This is a genomic window from Embleya sp. NPDC059213, from assembly GCF_042754445.1.
Classification (GTDB): domain Bacteria; phylum Actinomycetota; class Actinomycetes; order Streptomycetales; family Streptomycetaceae; genus Embleya.
This window is the reverse complement of record NZ_JBHZAV010000077.1, coordinates 1-18,556: the sequence shown is the minus strand read 5'-3', so window position 1 is coordinate 18,556 and position 18,556 is coordinate 1. Positions and strand designations below refer to the sequence as shown.

General features: G+C 73.0%; 15 protein-coding genes and 3 riboswitches. Of the genes, 10 read left to right on the top strand and 5 right to left on the bottom strand.

What is annotated here, in order from left to right:
* Positions 1-49: 49 nt before the first annotated feature.
* A complete protein-coding gene (locus ACFXMF_RS26340) occupies positions 50-1,240 on the bottom strand; it encodes an FAD-dependent monooxygenase (RefSeq protein ID WP_380020806.1) in 1,191 nt (396 codons plus the stop codon).
* A gap of 100 nt (positions 1,241-1,340) precedes the next feature.
* Complete coding sequence (locus tag ACFXMF_RS26335) at positions 1,341-3,317, bottom strand: LodA/GoxA family CTQ-dependent oxidase (protein WP_379991267.1); 1,977 nt, start codon at positions 3,315-3,317, stop codon at positions 1,341-1,343.
* A 367-nt stretch (positions 3,318-3,684) separates the two neighbouring features.
* A riboswitch (cobalamin riboswitch) is annotated at positions 3,685-3,759 on the top strand.
* A 147-nt stretch (positions 3,760-3,906) separates the two neighbouring features.
* Between ACFXMF_RS26335 and ACFXMF_RS26330 the strand changes: the two genes are divergently transcribed.
* On the top strand, positions 3,907-4,437 hold the full coding sequence (locus ACFXMF_RS26330; protein WP_379991266.1) for a flagellar hook-length control protein FliK: 531 nt from the start codon (positions 3,907-3,909) through the stop codon (positions 4,435-4,437).
* 101 nt (positions 4,438-4,538) lie between these two features.
* On the opposite strand, the gene ACFXMF_RS26325 is transcribed toward ACFXMF_RS26330, so the two are convergent.
* Both ACFXMF_RS26325 and ACFXMF_RS26320 read right to left on the bottom strand, forming a co-directional pair.
* Positions 4,539-5,633 carry a peptidase gene (locus ACFXMF_RS26325; protein WP_360317160.1) on the bottom strand — a complete coding sequence of 365 codons (1,095 nt, stop codon included), beginning with the start codon at positions 5,631-5,633 and terminating at the stop codon, positions 4,539-4,541.
* Between the two features lie 153 nt (positions 5,634-5,786).
* Positions 5,787-5,860, bottom strand: a riboswitch (cobalamin riboswitch).
* Positions 5,843-6,190 (bottom strand): hypothetical protein, encoded by a 348-nt coding sequence (locus ACFXMF_RS26320; protein WP_379991265.1) that lies wholly within the window; start codon positions 6,188-6,190, stop codon positions 5,843-5,845. (Overlaps the previous riboswitch by 18 nt.)
* Before the next feature lie 112 nt (positions 6,191-6,302).
* A riboswitch (cobalamin riboswitch) is annotated at positions 6,303-6,377 on the top strand.
* A gap of 121 nt (positions 6,378-6,498) precedes the next feature.
* On the opposite strand from ACFXMF_RS26320, the gene ACFXMF_RS26315 reads away from it, so the two are divergent.
* The 5 genes from ACFXMF_RS26315 to ACFXMF_RS26295 are packed head-to-tail and all read left to right on the top strand — an operon-like array spanning position 6,499 to position 12,854.
* Positions 6,499-7,986, top strand: a complete 1,488-nt coding sequence (locus ACFXMF_RS26315) for a prenyltransferase/squalene oxidase repeat-containing protein (RefSeq protein WP_379991264.1) — start codon at positions 6,499-6,501, stop codon at positions 7,984-7,986.
* Complete coding sequence (locus tag ACFXMF_RS26310; protein WP_379991263.1) at positions 7,983-8,993, top strand: hypothetical protein; 1,011 nt, start codon at positions 7,983-7,985, stop codon at positions 8,991-8,993. The genes ACFXMF_RS26315 and ACFXMF_RS26310 overlap by 4 nt, the downstream gene beginning before the upstream one ends.
* On the top strand, positions 8,990-10,249 hold the full coding sequence (locus ACFXMF_RS26305; protein ID WP_379991262.1) for a CbiQ family ECF transporter T component: 1,260 nt from the start codon (positions 8,990-8,992) through the stop codon (positions 10,247-10,249). Before ACFXMF_RS26310 ends, ACFXMF_RS26305 begins: the two co-directional genes overlap by 4 nt.
* The gene (locus ACFXMF_RS26300; protein ID WP_379991261.1) at positions 10,246-11,937 is read left to right on the top strand and encodes an ATP-binding cassette domain-containing protein; all 1,692 of its coding nucleotides are present in this window, start codon (positions 10,246-10,248) and stop codon (positions 11,935-11,937) included. The genes ACFXMF_RS26305 and ACFXMF_RS26300 overlap by 4 nt, the downstream gene beginning before the upstream one ends.
* Positions 11,934-12,854, top strand: a complete 921-nt coding sequence (locus ACFXMF_RS26295; RefSeq protein WP_379991259.1) for an ECF transporter S component — start codon at positions 11,934-11,936, stop codon at positions 12,852-12,854. Before ACFXMF_RS26300 ends, ACFXMF_RS26295 begins: the two co-directional genes overlap by 4 nt.
* Here the strand turns inward: ACFXMF_RS26295 and ACFXMF_RS26290 are convergent.
* Positions 12,851-14,029: an acyl-CoA dehydrogenase family protein gene (locus ACFXMF_RS26290; protein ID WP_360317172.1), complete on the bottom strand. Its 1,179-nt coding sequence runs from the start codon at positions 14,027-14,029 to the stop codon at positions 12,851-12,853. The two genes, ACFXMF_RS26295 and ACFXMF_RS26290, sit on opposite strands and share 4 nt — an antisense overlap.
* A gap of 395 nt (positions 14,030-14,424) precedes the next feature.
* Between ACFXMF_RS26290 and ACFXMF_RS26285 the strand changes: the two genes are divergently transcribed.
* The 4 genes from ACFXMF_RS26285 to menC are packed head-to-tail and all read left to right on the top strand — an operon-like array spanning position 14,425 to position 18,522.
* Positions 14,425-15,462 (top strand): membrane dipeptidase, encoded by a 1,038-nt coding sequence (locus ACFXMF_RS26285; protein ID WP_360317174.1) that lies wholly within the window; start codon positions 14,425-14,427, stop codon positions 15,460-15,462.
* Complete coding sequence (locus ACFXMF_RS26280) at positions 15,459-16,604, top strand: M20 family metallopeptidase (RefSeq protein WP_380017917.1); 1,146 nt, start codon at positions 15,459-15,461, stop codon at positions 16,602-16,604. Before ACFXMF_RS26285 ends, ACFXMF_RS26280 begins: the two co-directional genes overlap by 4 nt.
* Complete coding sequence (locus ACFXMF_RS26275; RefSeq protein ID WP_360317178.1) at positions 16,601-17,386, top strand: GNAT family N-acetyltransferase; 786 nt, start codon at positions 16,601-16,603, stop codon at positions 17,384-17,386. The genes ACFXMF_RS26280 and ACFXMF_RS26275 overlap by 4 nt, the downstream gene beginning before the upstream one ends.
* 35 nt (positions 17,387-17,421) lie before the next feature.
* Complete coding sequence (gene menC / locus ACFXMF_RS26270; RefSeq protein ID WP_360317180.1) at positions 17,422-18,522, top strand: o-succinylbenzoate synthase; 1,101 nt, start codon at positions 17,422-17,424, stop codon at positions 18,520-18,522.
* Positions 18,523-18,556: the final 34 nt, after the last annotated feature.

Here is an 18,556-nt window from a genome sequence, read left to right as displayed (position 1 = left end):
CACCGACCACCCCGCCGGCGAGCCCACCCGGGGCTCGCCGGCGGCGGCGTCACCGCACCCGGTCCGCACGCGCGTCGGTGTCGGTTCGGCGCGAGCAGCAGTCGGCGTCGTGTGGGGGCGTGGGGTGGTGGCGGCGGTGCCAGAAGGGGGTGTGGGGCCAGCGTTGTTCGGCTGTGTAGGCGTGGTGGTGGTTGCGGTGGTAGGCGTGGCGTAGGTCGGCGAGGCGGGCTTGGTAGGTGTCGGGCGCGTCCCGGTGGCCTGCGAGATGTGCGTCGACGGTTTGGCCGGCGGTGAGGCCGGTGTACAGGGCCGTGAGGATGCCCTGGGCGGACACCGGGTCGAAGGCGGTTGCGGCATCGCCCGCGGCGATCCAGCCCGGGCCGCAGACCCGGTCCAGGTGGGCGCCGTGTGCGGGGGCCCGGCGCGGGAGTACGGGCGACGGCAGGGGCCACCCGGCCAGTCGTCGGCCGATCTCGGTCGTTTCGGCGAGGCGGGCCCGGAAGCCGGCCGAGTCACCCGCTCGCGCGGTGGGCAGATCGGCGTCGGTGAAGTAGGCCACCAGGCGCCGATTGCCGGGCACCAGCGCGGTGTACCACCAGCCGTCCGGCCCGGATTCGACCACCGTGCTCGCGTCGGTGTCGCACGCGGTGGGATCGACCAGGGTCAGGTGCAGCGCGACCAGGGCGTCGTGGGTGTGCCGGCGGGCGCCGCCGCTTCCGGTCGCGACCGCCGCTCGGCGCCCGGTCGCGTCGACGACCCAGTCGCAGCACACCACTTCGCGCCGGTCGGGCCGGCCCAGCGGCACCGACCAGGTGCCGTCCGGCCGGCGCGTCGGCGCGCCGACCGGGGTGCGCTCGGCCACCTCGGCACCGGCCGCCCGGGCGCCGTCGCGCAGGCGGCGGTCGAACAGCGGGCGATCCAGGTGCCGGCCGGGCCCGTTCGGGTCGTCGATCGCGGAGACCGTGACCGGCTGCGGCGACCCCCACACGGACAGCGTGGCGTAGCAGGGCAGATGGCCCGCCCCGGGTACGTGCTCGCCGACCCCCAGGTCGGCCAACAGCACCCGGGCCGCCCCCGGCAGCGCCTCGCCGATCGCGGGCGGCCCGCCACCCGCGTCGGCGAGCAGCACCGAACGACCCGCACGTGCCAGCGTGATCGCGGCCGCGGCGCCGGCCGGCCCGCCACCGGCGACCACGACGTCGTACCGCCGTCGGGCCGGCGGCGCCCCGACCCCGGTCACGGGCGAAGTCCGCACGAGCCGACGCCGCTCACCCGCACGGCACCTCCACCGCCACGCCGTTCGCGGGCAGGTCCGTGCCGCCACGCGGATGCGGCTCCCGTCACTGCGAATCCAGGTAGGGATCGATGTTGTCGACGTAGCCCACCGTGACGTCCGCCGCGTGTTGCCCCGTGGCGTCGGCGACATCGCGGATCACCGGCTCGTCGGGGGCCTGTTCCGGGACGTGCACGTTCACCAGGTTGTTGGCGTCCCGGGCCTGGTCGAACGGCGGTTGCGGCGGCGACTCGACCTGCATGCGGGCCGGGAAGCGGCCGTCGCCGACCGTGTAGGGCCGCACTTCGACGATGCCGAGCTTGTACCAGCCGTCGATCATCTGTCGGCGCTGCGCCTCGGGCGTGGTCCCGGTCAGTCCGCGCAACCACACCGCGCGGTGCGTGAACGCGGCCTCGCGATCGCTCGAACCGCCACTGTCCGGCCGGTTGACCTTCTCGTAGTCGCTTTGTTTGAGCACGTGGTTGGGCACCCGTGCGGGCCAGAACGTCGGTACGTACGGGTCGTAACGCGGCCCGAGTCCGGCCTGCGACTCGTAGCCCGCGCGGCAGCCCGCCGTGTCGGTCTGCCAGGGCACCGCCATCCATCGACTGAGGTCACCCGGTCCCTGCGCGTACAGCGGGCCGTCGGGGGCCAGCGCCTTGTCCGGGGTGAGCGTGTTGCCGTAGTCCGGATCGGGATCGCCCTCGGGCCGCGCCCTGATCCGGAACGGCTCGGCGAACATCGTCGCGTGCCGGATCGGCCAGGTCACCTCGATCCCGGGATGGAACGCGTCCGCGACGCAGAAGTCCAACGCGGCCCGATCCAGCAGCCCCGGCTGCGCGGCCGGCGGCGCGTCCTCCACGCGGTGCGGGTAGCCGGCGAACGGCGACGCGTCGAAGTTCCCCTGTGACCAGGCCAGCAGCAGCCGGTCCTGGGTCGGCGACAGTGTCATGTACTGGCGCACCGTCCGAGGCACACTGGCCATGCCGTCGCCGTAGAGCCAGGGCCACGGCATCGGCGACTTGTCGTCGCGGTTGTAGTCGCGCAGCGCGGTGTACACCTGCCGGCGCACCTCGCGATGCTCGATCGCCGGACTGGACAACCGGCGCAGCGCCTCGGGGGCGAGGAAGTACTCCGGACCGGCCCAGCCGAATTTGGCCGCGAACCCGGCGTTGACCCACTGGAGTTCGCAGAACCGGCGCAGGATCGGTTCGATGTGCTCGCCGAACGAGACCCGGGCCGGGAACGGCAGTTGGCCGGTGCCGACGAACACGTCGAAGAGCAGGTCGTAGAGGGTGCGTACGGTGCGCAGGTCCGGCGCGAAGTTGGGTGGCGCGACCACCACCCAGGCCGGATCCACCGGCACCGAGACGCCGTCGATGGTGACCGACGCGGTCACCGGCCCGTCGGAAATGTCGTCGTACCAACCGTCGTTGTTCGTTACCGAAGCCGGCGGCGTGTGATCGGGCGAGCCGGCGGCGCCGAGCCCGCCGAGCACCACCAGTCGGCCGTGCTCGTCCGTGCGCATCTCGCCCAGCGGGACGTCGACCCGACCCAGGAAACGGCCGCCGGTGAACGGCACCCGCCCACCGGGCGTGGCGTTCAGCGTCTTGCGGCCGGGATCGATCACCAGCGACCGGCGATCGGTGACGCTCGGATTGCGCCGCGCGGACGGCCTGGCCGCCGGGTCCCGCGAGTCCGGGATGTCCAGCGGGAGCTGGAACTGGTACCACGCGGCCTTGCGATTGGCCACGTGTACGCCCCAGGTGATCCGGGTGCCCGGGTCGGCGACCGTCACCTCGCGCACCACGTGCCCGTCGGCGGCGTGGCCGTACAGCCGGAATCGGGCCGCCTGGCGCTTGATCGCGCCGTCCGCGTCCTTGGTGAAGCCCGGTGGGGTGGGCTCCGGGTCGGGGGTTTCGGGTCCGTAGTACCAGCCGTCCGGGCGCGTGCTGTTGCCCACGCGCGCAATGCCGATGGCCGGATGGATGCGTACTCGGACGATGCGGTCGTCCGTTCGCCTGTTGCCGTCCCGATCGCTCACAGCACTCCCGTTGCTCTCGTCCGCCCACACCGCCGGGCCCCAGGGGCCCATCCGGGGTGTGCTGGTTCCGACGTGCGATCACACGCCGGGTACGCGCGCAACTCCACGCTGTCCAACCACGATCGCCGAACGCAAGACCCAGTCGGGTGACACGTTCCGGCGGACCCCGGCCGGCCCGGTGCGCCCGATCGGCTCTGTGCCGCCGACCTCGGATCCGCCGTCCGGGTGACGAACGGCACGGTGGGGACCGTGGGTCGACGGTTGTCCGCAGGGTGCGCTCTCTCATACGCTCCGGACGCCGACGGGTTCGTCGGCGCACCGCGATCCGTACGGATCGACGTGCCACAACTGCATGTTCGAAGCCCAGGGGAAGCCGGTCGAAATCCGGCGCTGTCCCGCAACCGTGGGTGGTGATCGACAGGTCGCCACGAGTCGGAATGCCTGGGTTGCTCGATCTCGAAGGCTCCAGGTGTCGTGGACTGCACGCTGAAGCCCGGATTCCGCGGCCGATGCCTGCCTTCGGCCGGATGCCGGGACTCGTCGTTCCCGCCGTCCGCGCCCGCGTCCACCGCACGAAGGGAATCCGTCCGTGAAGCTTTTCCGGAACAAGGGGCGTATCGGCCGACTGGTCGGCGCATTGGCCCTGTTGGTGCTGCCCGCCACCGCGCAGGTCACCGCGGCGGCGCCGAGCGCGTACGCCGTGGACACCACCAAGGGCAGCGCCGGGGTCTGCCCGAGCAACGACGGCGTGACCGTGATCGTCGACTTCCAGGAACTCGGCGGTGCCACGATCGTGCGTTGCGCGCCGGGTGACCAGGCCACCGGACTGGCGGCGCTCAAGAACGCCGGATTCGAGACAGCCGGTACCGCCCGCTGGGGCGAGGCGTTCATCTGTCGGATCGAGAACGAGCCCGGCCCGGCCACCGAACCCTGCCTGAACACGCCGCCTGCCAACGCCTATTGGTCCTACTGGCACGCGCCGAACAACGGCACCTGGACGTACAGCTCGTGGGGTGCGTCCAACCGCAAGCCCCCGCCGGGCAGCTTCGAGGGTTGGTCCTTCGCCAAGGACCGGACCGCGTCGACCAACCCGCCGCCGCGCGTGGCCCCTTCGCGGTAGGTCGATCGAACTCCGGCCCACCCGGGGCACTCGGTGCCCCGGGCCCCGTGTCGTCGCCCGCCCGGATCGGCGAGCGGCGACGCGGGTGTTGCGAATCCTGGTCAGGACGCGGACGACGGGCAGTGCAGGGCCGGCGCGTCCGGCCGGGCCCCGGCGGCGGTCAGGTCGGCGAAGCCGGTGCCGGCCAGGCCCAATACCGCCTGGGCGGTGGCCCGGGTGGCGGTGGCCGGGTCGAACCCGGTCGCGTCGTACGCGATCGCGCCTCGCGTGGCGGGCGGGCCCGAGCAACCCACCTGACGTCCGCCGAGGAACTGCCGCGCGGTCAGTCCCGGCAGCACCCGCCACGAGGAGAGCAGCGCCTGCCCGGCCAGGCCGGTGCTGTTGGCGTTGGACGTGACAGCGCCCGGCGTGCCGAAGCCGCCGTCGGAAAGCTGGTGCGCGACCAGCCAGTTCAGTCCGGCGGCGGCCTCCTGGTGGCGGCCCGTGGCGGCCAGCGCCTGCACGCTCATCGCGGTCGAGTCGGCGTCGGCCGTGCACGTCGCGAGGCCGAAGTTCAGCGGGAAACCGCCGTCGGCGCAGTGCGCGCCGGCCAGGAAGTCGACCGCCGCGGTCGGTGCGCCGGCGGGTGTGCGGTCCAGGGCGAGCAGAGCGAGCGACTGGCTGAAAGCGTTGCTGTAGTCGCCCCACGGCGAGGTGTCGGTGAACCGGCCCGAGGGTTGTTGCAGCGCGCGCAGCCGGGTCGGCAGGTCCACGCCGCCGAAGTTGCCAGGGTTCGTCCCGCGCACTTCGGCCGCGAGCAGCACCTTGGCGGTGGCGCCGGCGTAGGCGTTGGTGGTGCCGTCACCGATGTAGCCGGACAGGATCTCCGGACGGGCCAGCCACGCGGTGGCCTTGGCACCGTTCTGCTCGGCCACCCCGGCGGCGGCGAACGCCAGCACCGCGTCGATGGTCAGACCCTGGTCGGGGTAGGTCACCCCGTCGAAGGTGGCCTCGAAGCGCTCGCCGTCCACGAGTTGCCGGGCCAGCCAGCCGGCTGCGGCCTGAGTGCGATTGCCGGCCGGGAGCGAAGCGGTTGCCGACCGGTCGGCCGGCGTGGGGGCGGCGCCCGCGGTCGCGGGTACGACGGCGGTCGCGGCGGCGAGGAGCAGACCGCCGAAGAGGGCGGAGATCCTCCGGCCGGGGCGGGTGAGCGTCATGGTGAAGCCTTTCCGGGCCTGCGACGCGGCATGCCCGGCGAAGCCGCCACGCGTTCGACCGCGGGCCCGAAGGCGGGACGGTCTCGGCCCGGCGGCGCGAGGGCTCCGCCCCGTAGACCACGACAGGGAATGGAGATGGAACGCTCCGGCCCCAGGCATTCGGGCTCGCCGTCACGCGGACGGACCACCGCTGCGGGTCAGCGCCGGAATCACACCGGACTTTCCCTGCGGCCGAAGATGACACGGGTCGCCGCGCCCGGACCGGTCGGCCACGACGGTGCCCGGGAGCGCACGGCACCGTCGCGCCGAGGGTCCTCGGACGAGACGCTGCGCACTCTACGGAAAGTTCGCCGCGGGCGGTAACTCGCTTTCCGGCCAAGGGCTTCGACGATTCCCATCTCGACGGGCAACGCGCTCGCCATGCCGAACGCGGCGCGACGACCGGCATCGGCCGAGCGCACCCACCGGCAACGGCCGGGCGCAGCCATCGGCAACGGCCGGGCGCAGTAGCCGGAAACGGCCGCCGGATCGCGGCCGAAGCCGTCGGTGGTGACCAACGGCACGGCGTCGGGCGGACGCGAACGGTTGTCCGTGAGGTGGTGTGTCTCGTACGCTCCGCACGCCGGCGCATGTCGTCGGTGTTTCTCAACTGCATAGTTCGAAGCCCAGGGGAAGCCGGTCGAAATCCGGCGCTGTCCCGCAACCGTGGGTGGTGACCGACAGGTCACCACGAGTCGGAATGCCTGGGTTCGTACGTTTTGAAGGCTCCAGCGGTCGTGGACTGCACGCTGAAGCCCGGATTCCACCGCCGGCGCACCCATGTCGGTCGGATGCCGGGACGCGTGAAGTCCCGGAAGGATCCCTGATGTTCCGGTTCACCGTTGCACCCGCCTGCGCCGTCGCGGTCTGCGGCGCAGTGCTCGTTGCCGTCGCCCCCGTCCTGTCGGCCTCGGCCGACGTCGCCAACCCGCATGCCGAGGCCGCCGCCGCGGCGGCGAAGTGGCAGGCCGGGGAACTGGTCGCCGGCGGCATACCCGGCTTCGCCGGCTCCGACTGGGGCCTGACCATCGACACGATGATGGCGCTGGCCGCCACCCGTTCGGAACCGACCGCGCTCGGCGCCGCGGCCGACGCGGTGGCCGCGAACGTGCGCAGGTACAACAGCGCCGAGGAGTGGGGCCTGCCCGGTTCGCGGATCGCCGGCGCGACCGCGAAGGTGTTGTTCGCCGCGGTGGTCGCGGACCGCGATCCGACCAGGTTCGGCGGCCTCGACATGCGTGACGAGACGCTCGACCTGATCGCCGGGGCCGACGCGGGCGAGGACGCGGGCCGGATCCGGGACAAGCTCACCGGCAGCCCCGACTCCGGCAACACGTTCGGCCAGTCGCTGGCCGTGCTGGGTCTGGCCCGCAGTGGCGGGGTGCCGCAGAGCGCGGTGGACTTCCTGATCGCACAACAATGCCCGAGCGGGGGATTCCGGCTCTATCCGGGCCGGTTGGGTAGCACCGGCGCGACCTGCCAGGACACTCCGACCACCGTGCTGGACCCGGACTCGACCGGCATGGCGGTCCAGGCGCTGTTGTCGGCGGCGGCGGAGAGCCACTCGGTCGGCGCCGCGAGTGCGGCCCGCAAGGGTGCGGATTGGCTCAAGTCCAGGCAACGCGAGGATGGTTCGTTCGGCGGTTCGGGTCCGACCGCGGCCTCGAACAGCAACAGCACCGGCCTGGCCGGCCAGGCCCTGCACGCGGCCGGCTACGCGGTCGAGTCGGACCGGGCCGCCGCGTGGGTGCTGGGGCACCAGATCACCAAGGACAACGCGGGCGCCGCCGACAAGGAAATCGGCTCGATCGCGTACAACGCGGAATCCCTCGCCTCGGCCCGCGCGGACGGCATCCCGGAGTTCCAGCGCGACCAGTGGCGCCGGGCCACACCGCAGGCGCTGCTGGCGCTCGCCGACGTCCCGCTCGGCGACCTGGGCAAGGCTCCGCCCCGGCCCACCGGTACGACCGGCACGTCGAGCACCGCCACCGCGACGACCTCCGCGACCACCACGCACACCGCGTCGGCCGGCGCCTCCGCCACCTCCTCCGCGACCCGTTCGGCGACGAACTCGCCGAGCCCCACCACCTCGGCCGGTCGCACCACGAGCGCCTCGGCGACCACCACCGCCACGCCGCCCGCTTCGGTGTCCGGCGGGAACACCGGTACCGGGTCCGGATCCGCCTTTGGCGGCGACCGGTTGGCCCGAACCGGCGCACGGATCGGCGGTGCGATCCTGCTCGCGGTCGGCCTGGTCGGTACCGGCATCGCGGTACGCGCGGGCGCCCGCCGCCGGAACGGGGAGCACACATGAGGATCACCGCACATCGTGCCCGGATCGGCCGCCTGGCCGCGGCGATGACGCTCCTGTCGCTGCCCGCGACCGCGCAACTCACCGTCTCCGCAGCGGCCGCACACGCGATCGATCCCGGCAGGGGCACGCCCGGATTCTGCCCCGACCGCAACGGCGTGACCGTGATCGTCGACTTCCACGAACTGGGCGGCACCACCATCGTGCGCTGCGCACCGGGGGAACAGGCCACCGGGCTGGCCGCGTTGAAGAACGCCGGCATCCGGATCACCGGGGTCGCCCGCTGGGGTGAGGCGTTCGTCTGCCGGGTCGAAGGCAAGCCGGGCGCCGACTCCGAGCCGTGCATCGACACCCCGCCCGCCTCCGCCTACTGGTCGTACTGGCATGCCCCCAACGGCGGTTCGTGGACGTACAGCCAATGGGGTGTGCTGAACCGCAAGCCCCCGATCGGCAGTTTCGAGGGCTGGTCCTTCGCCAAGAACAAGACCGAGACCACGAATCCGCCACCCCGGCCGGCCCCGGCCCGCCCCACGCCCGAGCCGACCCCGAACGTGCCCGAGCCGGAGCGCCCTCGGCCCGAACAGCCCAAGCCCGAACAGCCCAAGCCCGAGCAGCCCAAGCCGGAACAACCCGGCCCCGATCCGGCCGGCGACCCGCCACCCGTCGGCGGCACCGACAGCACCCCCGGCACCGCACCCGTCGACCCGCTCGCCCCGGGCCCGGGGGTCGCGGGCGACCCGATGGAGACCGAACCGCCACCCGCCGCCCCACCGGTCCTGGACCCGTCGCCGGCCGGCACCGAACCCGGGTCCGGCGCACCCGCCGCCGCCCGGCCCTCCGGCACCACGCCGGCCGGCGCCACCTGGACCGGCGGCGAGGAATCGGCCCGGACCGACGAGCACGGCATCCCGATCACCACCCTGGTCGGCATCGGCCTGCTCGCCGTGCTGTGCGCGGGTGCCGCCTTCACCATCGTCCGACGGCGACGCGCGGCGAGCGGAACACGTTGACCGGGGCCGCGGGTTCGGCCCGGGCGAGCGTGGCCGCGCGCCTTGCCGCCGGCCGACTGCCCCGCACCGTGCATCCCGGCGCGTGGTGGATCTGGGCGCTCGGCCTGGCCACGGCGGCCAGTCGCACCACCAACCCGCTGCTGCTCGCACTGATCCTGGCCGTCGCCGGATACGTGGTCGCCAACCGGCGAGGTGATGCCCCGTGGGCCCTCGCGTTCCGGATGTACCTCTTCCTGGGCCTGTTCGTGATCGTCATGCGGGTGTTGTTCCGGATCCTGTTCGGTGTCGGTGCGGCGAGCGGCCACGTGCTCCTCGACCTGCCCGAACTCCCGCTGCCCGCCTGGGCGGCGGGCATCCACCTGTTCGGCCCGGTGGTCCTGGAGCACGTGCTCGGCGGGTGCTACGACGGGCTGCGCCTGGCCACCATGATCGTCTGCCTGGGCGCGGCCAACGCGCTCGCGAGCCCCAAGCGCATGCTCAAGGCGGTGCCGGCGGCGCTGTACGAGGTGGGCGCGGCCGTGGTGGTCGCGCTGTCGGTGGCCCCGCAGTTGGTGGAGAGCGTGCAGCGGGTGCGTCGGGCCCGCCGGCTGCGGGGTGGCGCCCAGCGTGGCATGCGGGCGTTGCGCTCGATCGCCATCCCGGTGCTCCAGGACGCGCTGGATCGTTCGCTCGCGCTGGCCGCCGCGATGGACTCGCGCGGTTACGGCCGCAACCGGCATCTGCCCCGGACGATCCGGCTGCTCACCGGTGTGCTGACGCTGGTGGGCCTGATCGGCGTGTGTGTCGGGGTGTACGCGCTGCTCGACGGTGGTGCCCCGCGCCGGCTCGGCGCGACGATGTTGCCCGGCGGCGTCGTGATCGCGGGCATCGGCTTCGTGCTCACCGGCCGGCGCATCGACCGCAGCGTCTACCTGCCGGACCGTTGGCGGCCCGCCGAGTTCATCGTGGCCGGCTGCGGGATCGGCGCCGGCGCGCTGGTGCACCTGACCGGCCGGATCGACGCGGGCAACCTCTACCCGTCGCTGAGCCCGTTGGCCTGGCCGGAGTTGGCCCCGCTCCCGGCGCTCGCGCTGGTCGTCGCGGTGTTGCCCGCGTGGCTGGCCCCGCCGCCGCCGAGCGAGACGCCCCGCTTCGGCACGAACGTACCTGTACCGGCACTCGCACCCGCACCCGCGCCGGGACCACCCGCCCGGCTCGGCGCGCCGGCCGACCCGACCCCAACCGGCCCCGCCGGCAAGGAGAACTCCGTCCGGTGATCCGGTTCCACGACGTCACCATCAGCTATGCCGACGCGCCCGCGCCGGCCCTGTGCAATGTCGAACTCGAGATTCCCGAGGGCGAGTTGTGTCTGGTCGTCGGGCGCACCGGGGCGGGCAAGTCGACCCTGCTCGGCGCGATCAACGGCCTGGTCCCGCACTTCACCGGCGGCACTTTGCGCGGGCGCGTGCTCGTGGGCGGCGTGGACACCCGCACGCAACCGCCGCGCGAGTTCGCGCACCTGGTCGGCGTGGTCGGCCAGGACCCGCTCGCGGGTTTCGTCACCGACACGGTGGAGGAAGAACTTGCCTACGGGATGGAGCAGTTGGCGATCCCGTCGGCGGTAATGCGCAAACGCGTGGAGGAGACGCTCGATCTGCTCGGAATCGCCGAACTGCGGCACCGACCCTTGCGCACCCTTTCCGGCGGCCAGCAACAACGGGTCGCGATCGGTTCGGTGCTGACCGCGCACCCCCGCGTCCTGGTACTCGACGAACCCACCTCCGCACTCGACCCGACGGCCGCCGAGGACGTGTTGGCCGCGATCACCCGGCTCGTGCACGATCTGGGAATCACCGCGATCGTCGCCGAACACCGGATGGAGCGGGTGGTGCAGTACGCCGACCGCCTGGTGCACCTGCCCGGCGACCGTACCGTCCGCTCCGGCCCACCCGCCGAGATCCTGGCCACGTGCGACATCGCCCCGCCGGTCGTCGAACTCGGCCGACTCGCGGGCTGGTCGCCGCTGCCGCTCTCGGTCCGCGACGCCCGCCGGCAGGCCCCGCCGCTGCGGGCGCGGCTGGCCGACCGTATGCCGCCCGCGGCACCGGCCGGCGCCGGGTCGGCCGAGCCGTTGCTGAGCGCGCGGCGGATCATCGTCCGCTACGGCGACGTGATCGCGGTACGCGGCCTGGATCTCGACCTGTTCCCAGGTCGGGTCACCGCGCTGATGGGCCGCAACGGATCCGGCAAGTCCTCGCTGCTGTGGGCACTCCAGGGCTCCGGGCCGCGCCAGGGCGGCACCGTGGACGTGGCCGGCGAGGATCCGGGCAAGGCCGCGCCGCATCGTGCCCGAGGTCTGGTCGGCCTGGTTCCGCAAAGCTCCGGCGATCTGCTCTACCTGGAGACGGTCGACGCGGAATGTGCCCAGGCGGACCGGGAGTCCGCGGTCGCGCCCGGCTCGTGCCGCGCCCTCCTGGACCGGATCGCGCCCGGCGTCGACGGCGCACTGCACCCGCGCGACGTCTCCGAGGGACAGCGGCTCGCGCTGGTGCTGGCGATCCAACTCGTCGCCGCACCACGGGTGGTGCTGCTGGACGAGCCCACCCGGGGTCTCGACTACCACGCCAAGCGACGGTTCGTCCGGGTGGTGCGCGAACTCGCGGACGCGGGCGGCACGGTGGTCCTGGCCACGCACGATGTCGAGTTCGTCGCGCAGGTGGCCGATCGGGTCGTGGTGCTGGCCGACGGCGACCTCGTGGCCGACGGCCCGACACCGGACGTGGTGGTGTCCTCCCCGGCGTTCGCACCGCAGGTGGCCAAGATCCTGGCCCCGCTGCCGTGGCTGACCGTCACCGACGTGGCGACGGCTCTGCGCCCCGAATCGGCCTCGCGCCCCGACCCGGCACCGGACCCGGACCTCACCCCCGCCTCGAACCCCGCCCGCGACCAGGAGCCGACCCGATGAGCCCCCCGGCGCCGCCCCCGCCCCCGCCCGCGACCCCCACCGCGCGCACCAGCGCGATCCGGATCACCCCGCGCACCGCGCTCGTGCTCACCATCGCCTCGATCGCCGGCCTGGCGATGTTCCTGTGGCCGCTGTTCGCCTCACCGGCGCCGGAATCCGCGGCGCACTCCGGCGACGCGCCGCTGATCTTCGCGGTCACCCTGCCGTTCGTGGTCGCGGTGGTACTGGCCGAACTGACCAGCGGCGGCCTCGACTCCAAGGCGCTGGCGATGCTCGGCGTGTTGTCCGCGATCAACGCCGCGTTGCGTCCGCTGGGCGCCGGAACGGCCGGGATCGAAACGGTGTTCTTCATGCTCGTGCTTGCCGGGCGGGTGTTCGGCCCCGGCTTCGGCTTCGTGCTCGGCTGTACGTCCCTGTTCGCCTCGGCCCTGTTGACCGCCGGGGTCGGGCCGTGGTTGCCGTTCCAGATGCTCGCCTCGGCCTGGGTGGGACTGGGCGCGGGCCTGTTGCCCCAGCGGGTGCGCGGCCGTGCCGAGATCGTCATGCTGGCCGGCTACGGCGTCTTCTCCGCCTACGCGTTCGGCTTCCTGCTCAACATGTGGTTCTGGCCGTTCCTGGCCGACGCGCCGGGCATGGTCGGTCCGGCGTTCGTCCCCGGTGACGCCGTCCTGGACAACCTGCACCGGTTCTTCGTCTTCACCGTGCTCACCTCCACCTTCGGCTGGGACACCGGACGCGCGATCACCAACTGCGTCGCGATCGTGCTGGTGGGCCCGGCAGTCCTGGCCGCTCTGCGCCGAGCCGCCCGCAAGGCCGCCTTCGAGGCCCCGATCACCTTCGAACCCGCAACGGCCGCCGATTCCGCGAGGCCCGCAGCCCCCGACGACCCGCCGCAGCCACAGCCGAAGCAGTCCTAGCCCACCGAAGGGCCCACCGCAGCCAGAGTCGAGGAAGGCCCACCCGGCGCAACGCCCGCCGCCGCCCGCCCGCCCCCACCGGCGTCGCCGCCACCCGCCCCCGCCCCGCCTGCCGCCGGCGCGATCCGCAGCCGCAACGCCGCCGCCTCGCGGGCATACCGCCGCACCGGGAACTCGTCCGTGTCGGCCACCGCCCCCAGGATCCGCACCGCCGCCGCGGTCGCCTTGACCGCCGCCTCCACCGCGGCCGGCTCGGCCACCGACGCCTGCCGCGTGTACGAGATGCCCGCGTCGCGGCGCCGAGCCGCGTCCAGGTAGATCGCCCGGGCGGAGTCCACCGCCCCCGCCGGCTCGACCAGCAGATGCCGATCGACGCGGGTCACGAACGCGCCCGCGACGTCCAGCGCGGCCTGGGCCAGCCCGGTCGCGCACGCCGCGCCGCCCAACCGACCCGCGTCCAGCAGGTCGAAGGCGATCCGCAGCCCCCGACCCGGCGCCCCGATCAGCCGCTCCGGCTCCAGGTACACCCCGTCCCAATACGCGGTGGTGGTCGGGATGGCACGCAGCGCGGTCGTCTCCTCGGGCGCACCGAAGTAGAGGTACTCGTCGGCGCCTGGAGCCAGGAAGCAGGACACGTCCGGCCGGGCCGGGCCGGTGCGGGCGAACACCGTGTGGAAGTGCGCCCGCCCGCCGTGCGCGACGGCGAACTGGGTGCCCTGGAGCAGATGCCCGCCCCGGGTGCGCTCGGCTCGGCAGGTGACCGCCGAGGGGTCGGCGCCGACCTGCGGCTCGGACCGGCTGCCGCCACCGGTCAACGCGCCGTCGAGCATGCCGGGCAGCCACTGTTCGCGCTGCGCGTGGGTGCCGTGCACGGCGGTCGGCAGGCAGGCCAGCGTGTGCACGTCCACGGCGCCGGCCACCGCCACCCAGTACGCCGCGAGTTCCTCCAGCACCTGGAGGTAGACCTCGTACGGCCGGCCGCCGCCCCCGTATGGCACCGGGTAGGGCAGGCCGGACAGGCCGGCCCGGCCCAGCGCGGCGAACAGGCCGGTGGGATAACTCGCGTCGGCCTCGCACCCGGTGACCCGGGACGCGAGTTCCCGGTCCGCGAAGGCCCGGGTCCGGGCGATCAGGTCGTGGGCTTCGTCGGTGGGGAGCAGACGATCGACGGGCACGAGGCATCCCTGGGGTGGACGGGCGGGCCGGGAAGGAGGCCCGGGACACCTGGTGCCGCGGCCGGGGACGGCTCCCGAATCGGCGGCGCGGACCCGCCGGACCGAGGCCGGGGGATACCAGGACACCTGCGCACGGTAGGTGCCCGGCCGGGGGTCCGGGATCGTCCGGCGCGACAAAGCCGAGCCGCGTTCTTCGTCGCGGGCCACCTATGGCCTCACCCACATGTCGGTCGGGAAGGGATCCGGTGGTGGGCGGTCGATCCGGAAGTTCCGCGGGCCGGTCGTGGCTTTGGTGCCCGCTGACGGAAAGTGTCGACAGCATTGGTCATTCGGACGAAGAACCCGGTGCGTGGCGCGGCCTAGCGTCGCTCACACACCAACCGGAAGGACGCGATATGAGCGCCGAGCTGCACACCCGTGCCGTCGTGGCGGACACGCACAACGATCTCCTGATGGCAGTGGTGGAACGACCACCGGGAAGGTGGGCGAGTTTCTTCCGAGAGCAGTGGTTGCCCCAGTTGCGTGAGGGCGGGGTGGACATCCAGGTGCTGCCGGTATTCGTGGACGACCAGTTCCGCCCGGAGGGCGCGCTGCGCCGCACGCTGCGCATGGTGGAGTGTGCGCACGCGATCGCCGAGGGCAACCCGGACGCGGTCCGGCTGTGCCTGACCGGCGCGGACATCGACGCGGCGCTGGCCGAGGGCCTGATCGCGCTGGTGCTCGCGTTGGAGAGCGCGCCCGGGGTGGACGCCGACCTGGAGCTGTTCCGCACGCTGTACCGACTGGGCGTACGGGTCGCCTCGATCGCGCACTGGGGTCGGTCCGCACTGGGCGACGGCAGCGGCGAGGACGCCACCGGCAGCCGGCTCACCCACGCCGGCGTCGAGGCGCTGCGCGAGATGGAACGACTCGGCATCGTGTTCGACATCTCCCACCTGGGGGCGGTCGGTGTGGCGCACGTGCTGGAGCAGGCCACCCGCCCGCTGATCGCCACCCACTCCGGCGCGCGGGCGCTGTGCGATCACCACCGCAACCTGACCGACGAGCAGATCCGGGGCGTGGCCGCGACGGGCGGCGTCGTGTGCGTCAACTTCGTGCCCGACTTCCTGTCCGCCGACCGGTCGAAGCAGACCATCGACGGGCTCGTCGACCACATCGAACACATCATCTCCCTGGTGGGCGTCGAACACGTCGGGATCGGCCCCGACTTCCTGCGCGAAGTGCTCGCGGACATCACTCCGCCGTGCTGCGAGGGCGCCGACTACACCGGCGTGGACATCGCCGCCGAACTGCCCGGGTTGAACGGCCCGGCCGAACTGCCCGCGCTCACCGAGGTACTGGTGCGGCGCGGACTGGGTGAGAAGGAGATCATGGCGATCCTCGGCGGCAATGTACAGAGGTTGTTCCGCGCAGAGTTGGGCCTGGCCCGATGACCGGCACGACGGTCGGTTCGGCCGCGGGTGCGATCCCGTTCGACACCGACGCGATGCTGGCCGACCTGGCCGAGCTGGTGCTATGCGAGTCGTTCTCCGCCGATCTGGCCGCGGTCGCGCGCAGCGCGGAGGTGGTCGCGGCCCAGGGTGCGCGCCATCTCGGCGTGCAACCGCGCCGGATCGTGTTGGACGGAGTGACCCACCTCCAGTGGACGTTCGGCACCCCGCGCGTCCTGCTGGTCGGGCACCACGACACGGTGTGGCCGATGGGCTCGTTGGCCACCCACCCGTGGTCGGTGCTGGACGGGATCGCTCGTGGCCCGGGGGTCTTCGACATGAAGGCCGGCCTGGTCCAGATGTTCCACGCGCTCGCCTCGTTGCGGTCGCTGGAGGGAATCTCGGTGCTGATCACCGGCGACGAGGAGGTCGGCTCGACCACCTCGCGCGCCCTGATCGAGGACTCCGCGCGCGGTTGTGTGGCGACCTTCGTGCTGGAGGCGTCCGCCGACGGCGGGGCGCTCAAGACCGGGCGCAAGGGCGGCTCGATGTACGAGCTGATCGTGCACGGCAAGGCCGCACACGCGGGCCTGGAGCCGGAGAAGGGCGTGAACGCGGCGATCGAGGCCGCCCACCTGGTGCTCGCGCTCGACGCCCTGCCGGACCTGGTGGACGAGGGCGGCTCGGACGGTTGGCGGACCACCGTGACCCCCACCGTGGTCGCGGCCGGCGCGGTGACCAACACCGTCCCCGATCGGGCCCAGGTGACCGTGGACGTACGGGTGCCCACGATCAAGGCCCAGGAGCGGGTGGACGAGTTGATCCGCGGCCTGACCGCGACCGTGCCCGGCGCCCGGATCGAGGTGCTCGGCGGCGCCAACCGCCCGCCGCTGGAGGAGAGTTCCTCCAGTGCGCTGTTCGACCTGGCCGATCGGGTCGCGAGCGGCAGCGGCCTGCCGCCGCTGCGCGCCGCGGCGGTCGGCGGCGCCTCCGACGGCAACTTCACCGCCGGCATCGGCTGCCCGACCCTGGACGGGCTCGGCGCGGTCGGCGGCGGTGCGCACGCCGACCACGAGCACGTGATCGTGGCCGAGTTGGCACCGCGCACGCTGCTGCTCGCCGGCCTGATCGAGGCCGTGCGATGAGCGCCGTGGTTATTCGCGAGTTGCACGAACTCGACGAGATCGAGGAAGCGTTCCGCCTGTTCTGCGAGATCTGGGGAACCGGACCGGGCAACGCGCCGATGTCCGTCGAACAGATGCGCGCCCTGTCGCACGCCGGGAACTACGTCGCCGGGGCCTACCTGGACGGGCGCATCACCGGCGCCACCGTCGGGTTCTTCGGCGCGCCCACCGCCCGCACGTTGCACTCGCACATCACCGGCGCCCGCGCCGGTCACGCGGCCGGCTTCGCGCTCAAGGTGCACCAGCGCAACTGGGCACTGGCGCGCGGCGTGGCCCGGATCACCTGGACCTACGATCCGCTGATCCGGCGCAACGCCCACTTCAACGTGACCAAGCTGGGCGGTCGCCCGGACGGCTACCTGCCCAACTTCTACGGCTCGGTGGACGACGCGATCAACGGCGGCACCGACACCGACCGCGCCATGGTGGTCTGGGACCTGGCCGCTCCCCGGGTGATCGCGGCGGTGAACGGTACGCCGACCCCGGTCGCGGTGCCGGCGGACGCGGTGACCGCGCTCGCCATCCGGGACGAACGGCCGCTGCTGGGCCGCACCGACGCCGAGTACCTGCTCGTCGAGGTGCCCCCGGACATCGAGACACTGCGCCGCACCGACCCCGGGGCCGCCAAGGAGTGGCGGCTCGCCCTGCGCGAGGTGTTCGGCGGACTGCTCGCCGACGGTGCCCGGGTGATCGGCTTCCAGGACAAGTCCCGCTACATCCTCACGCGCGCCGACTCCGCGTGATCCCCGCTCGACCCTCGAACAGGAGCTCAGCCACCATGAAGATCACCGGTATCGAACTGCGCCGGATCGCGATGCCGTTGCGCGCGCCGTTCCGCACCTCCTTCGGCGTCGAGACCGCCCGCGACATCCTGCTGCTGCGCGTGGTCACGCCGGAGGCGGAGGGCTGGGGCGAGTGCGTCGCGATGTCCGACCCGCTGTACAACTCGGAGTACGTGGACGGCGCGGTCGACGTGCTCAAGCGCTTCCTGATCCCGGCACTGCCCGAACGGGTGGACGCGCTGTCGGTCAAGCGCGCACTGAAGCCGTTCAAGGGCCACAAGATGGCCAAGGCGGCCCTGGAGACGGGCGTGCTGGACGCGCAACTGCGCACCTCCGAGCAGTCGTTCGGCTCGTTCCTGGGCGCCTCCCGAGACCGCGTGCCGTGCGGGGTGTCCGTGGGCATCATGGACTCGATTCCTGAACTGCTGGACCTGGTCGGAGAGTTCGTCGACGAGGGCTATGTGCGGATCAAGCTGAAGATCGAGCCGAACTGGGACGTGGCGCCGGTGCGCGCGGTGCGCGAGCGCTTCGGTGACGACCTGCTCTTGCAGGTGGACGCGAATGCCGCGTACACGCTGGCCGACGCGCGCCAGCTCGCCAAGCTGGACGCGTTCGACCTGCTGCTGATCGAGCAGCCGCTGGCCGACGACGACCTGGTCCAGCACGCCCAGTTGGCCAAGCAGATGCGGACCCCGATCTGCCTGGACGAGTCGATCGAGTCGGTCGAGGACGCCGCGGCGGCGATCACCCTGGGCTCCGCGTCGATCATCAACATCAAGCCCGGGCGGGTCGGCGGCTACCTGGAGGCCAAGGCGATCCACGACCTGTGCGTGGCGCACGGCGTACCGGTATGGTGCGGCGGCATGTTGGAGACCGGCCTGGGGCGGGCCGCCAACGTGGCCCTGGCCGCGCTGCCCGGCTTCGTGCTGCCGGGCGACACCTCCGCGTCGCGCCGCTACTACGCGACCGACATCACCACGCCGTTCGAACTCGCCGACGGCCACCTCGACGTGCCCACCGGTCCCGGTCTGGGCATCGACCCGATCGTCGACATCCTGGACTCGGTGACCACGTCCAGCGAGTGGATCAAGCTCTGAGCAGCCCGACCCGATCCGCAGCCGGCTCCCGAAC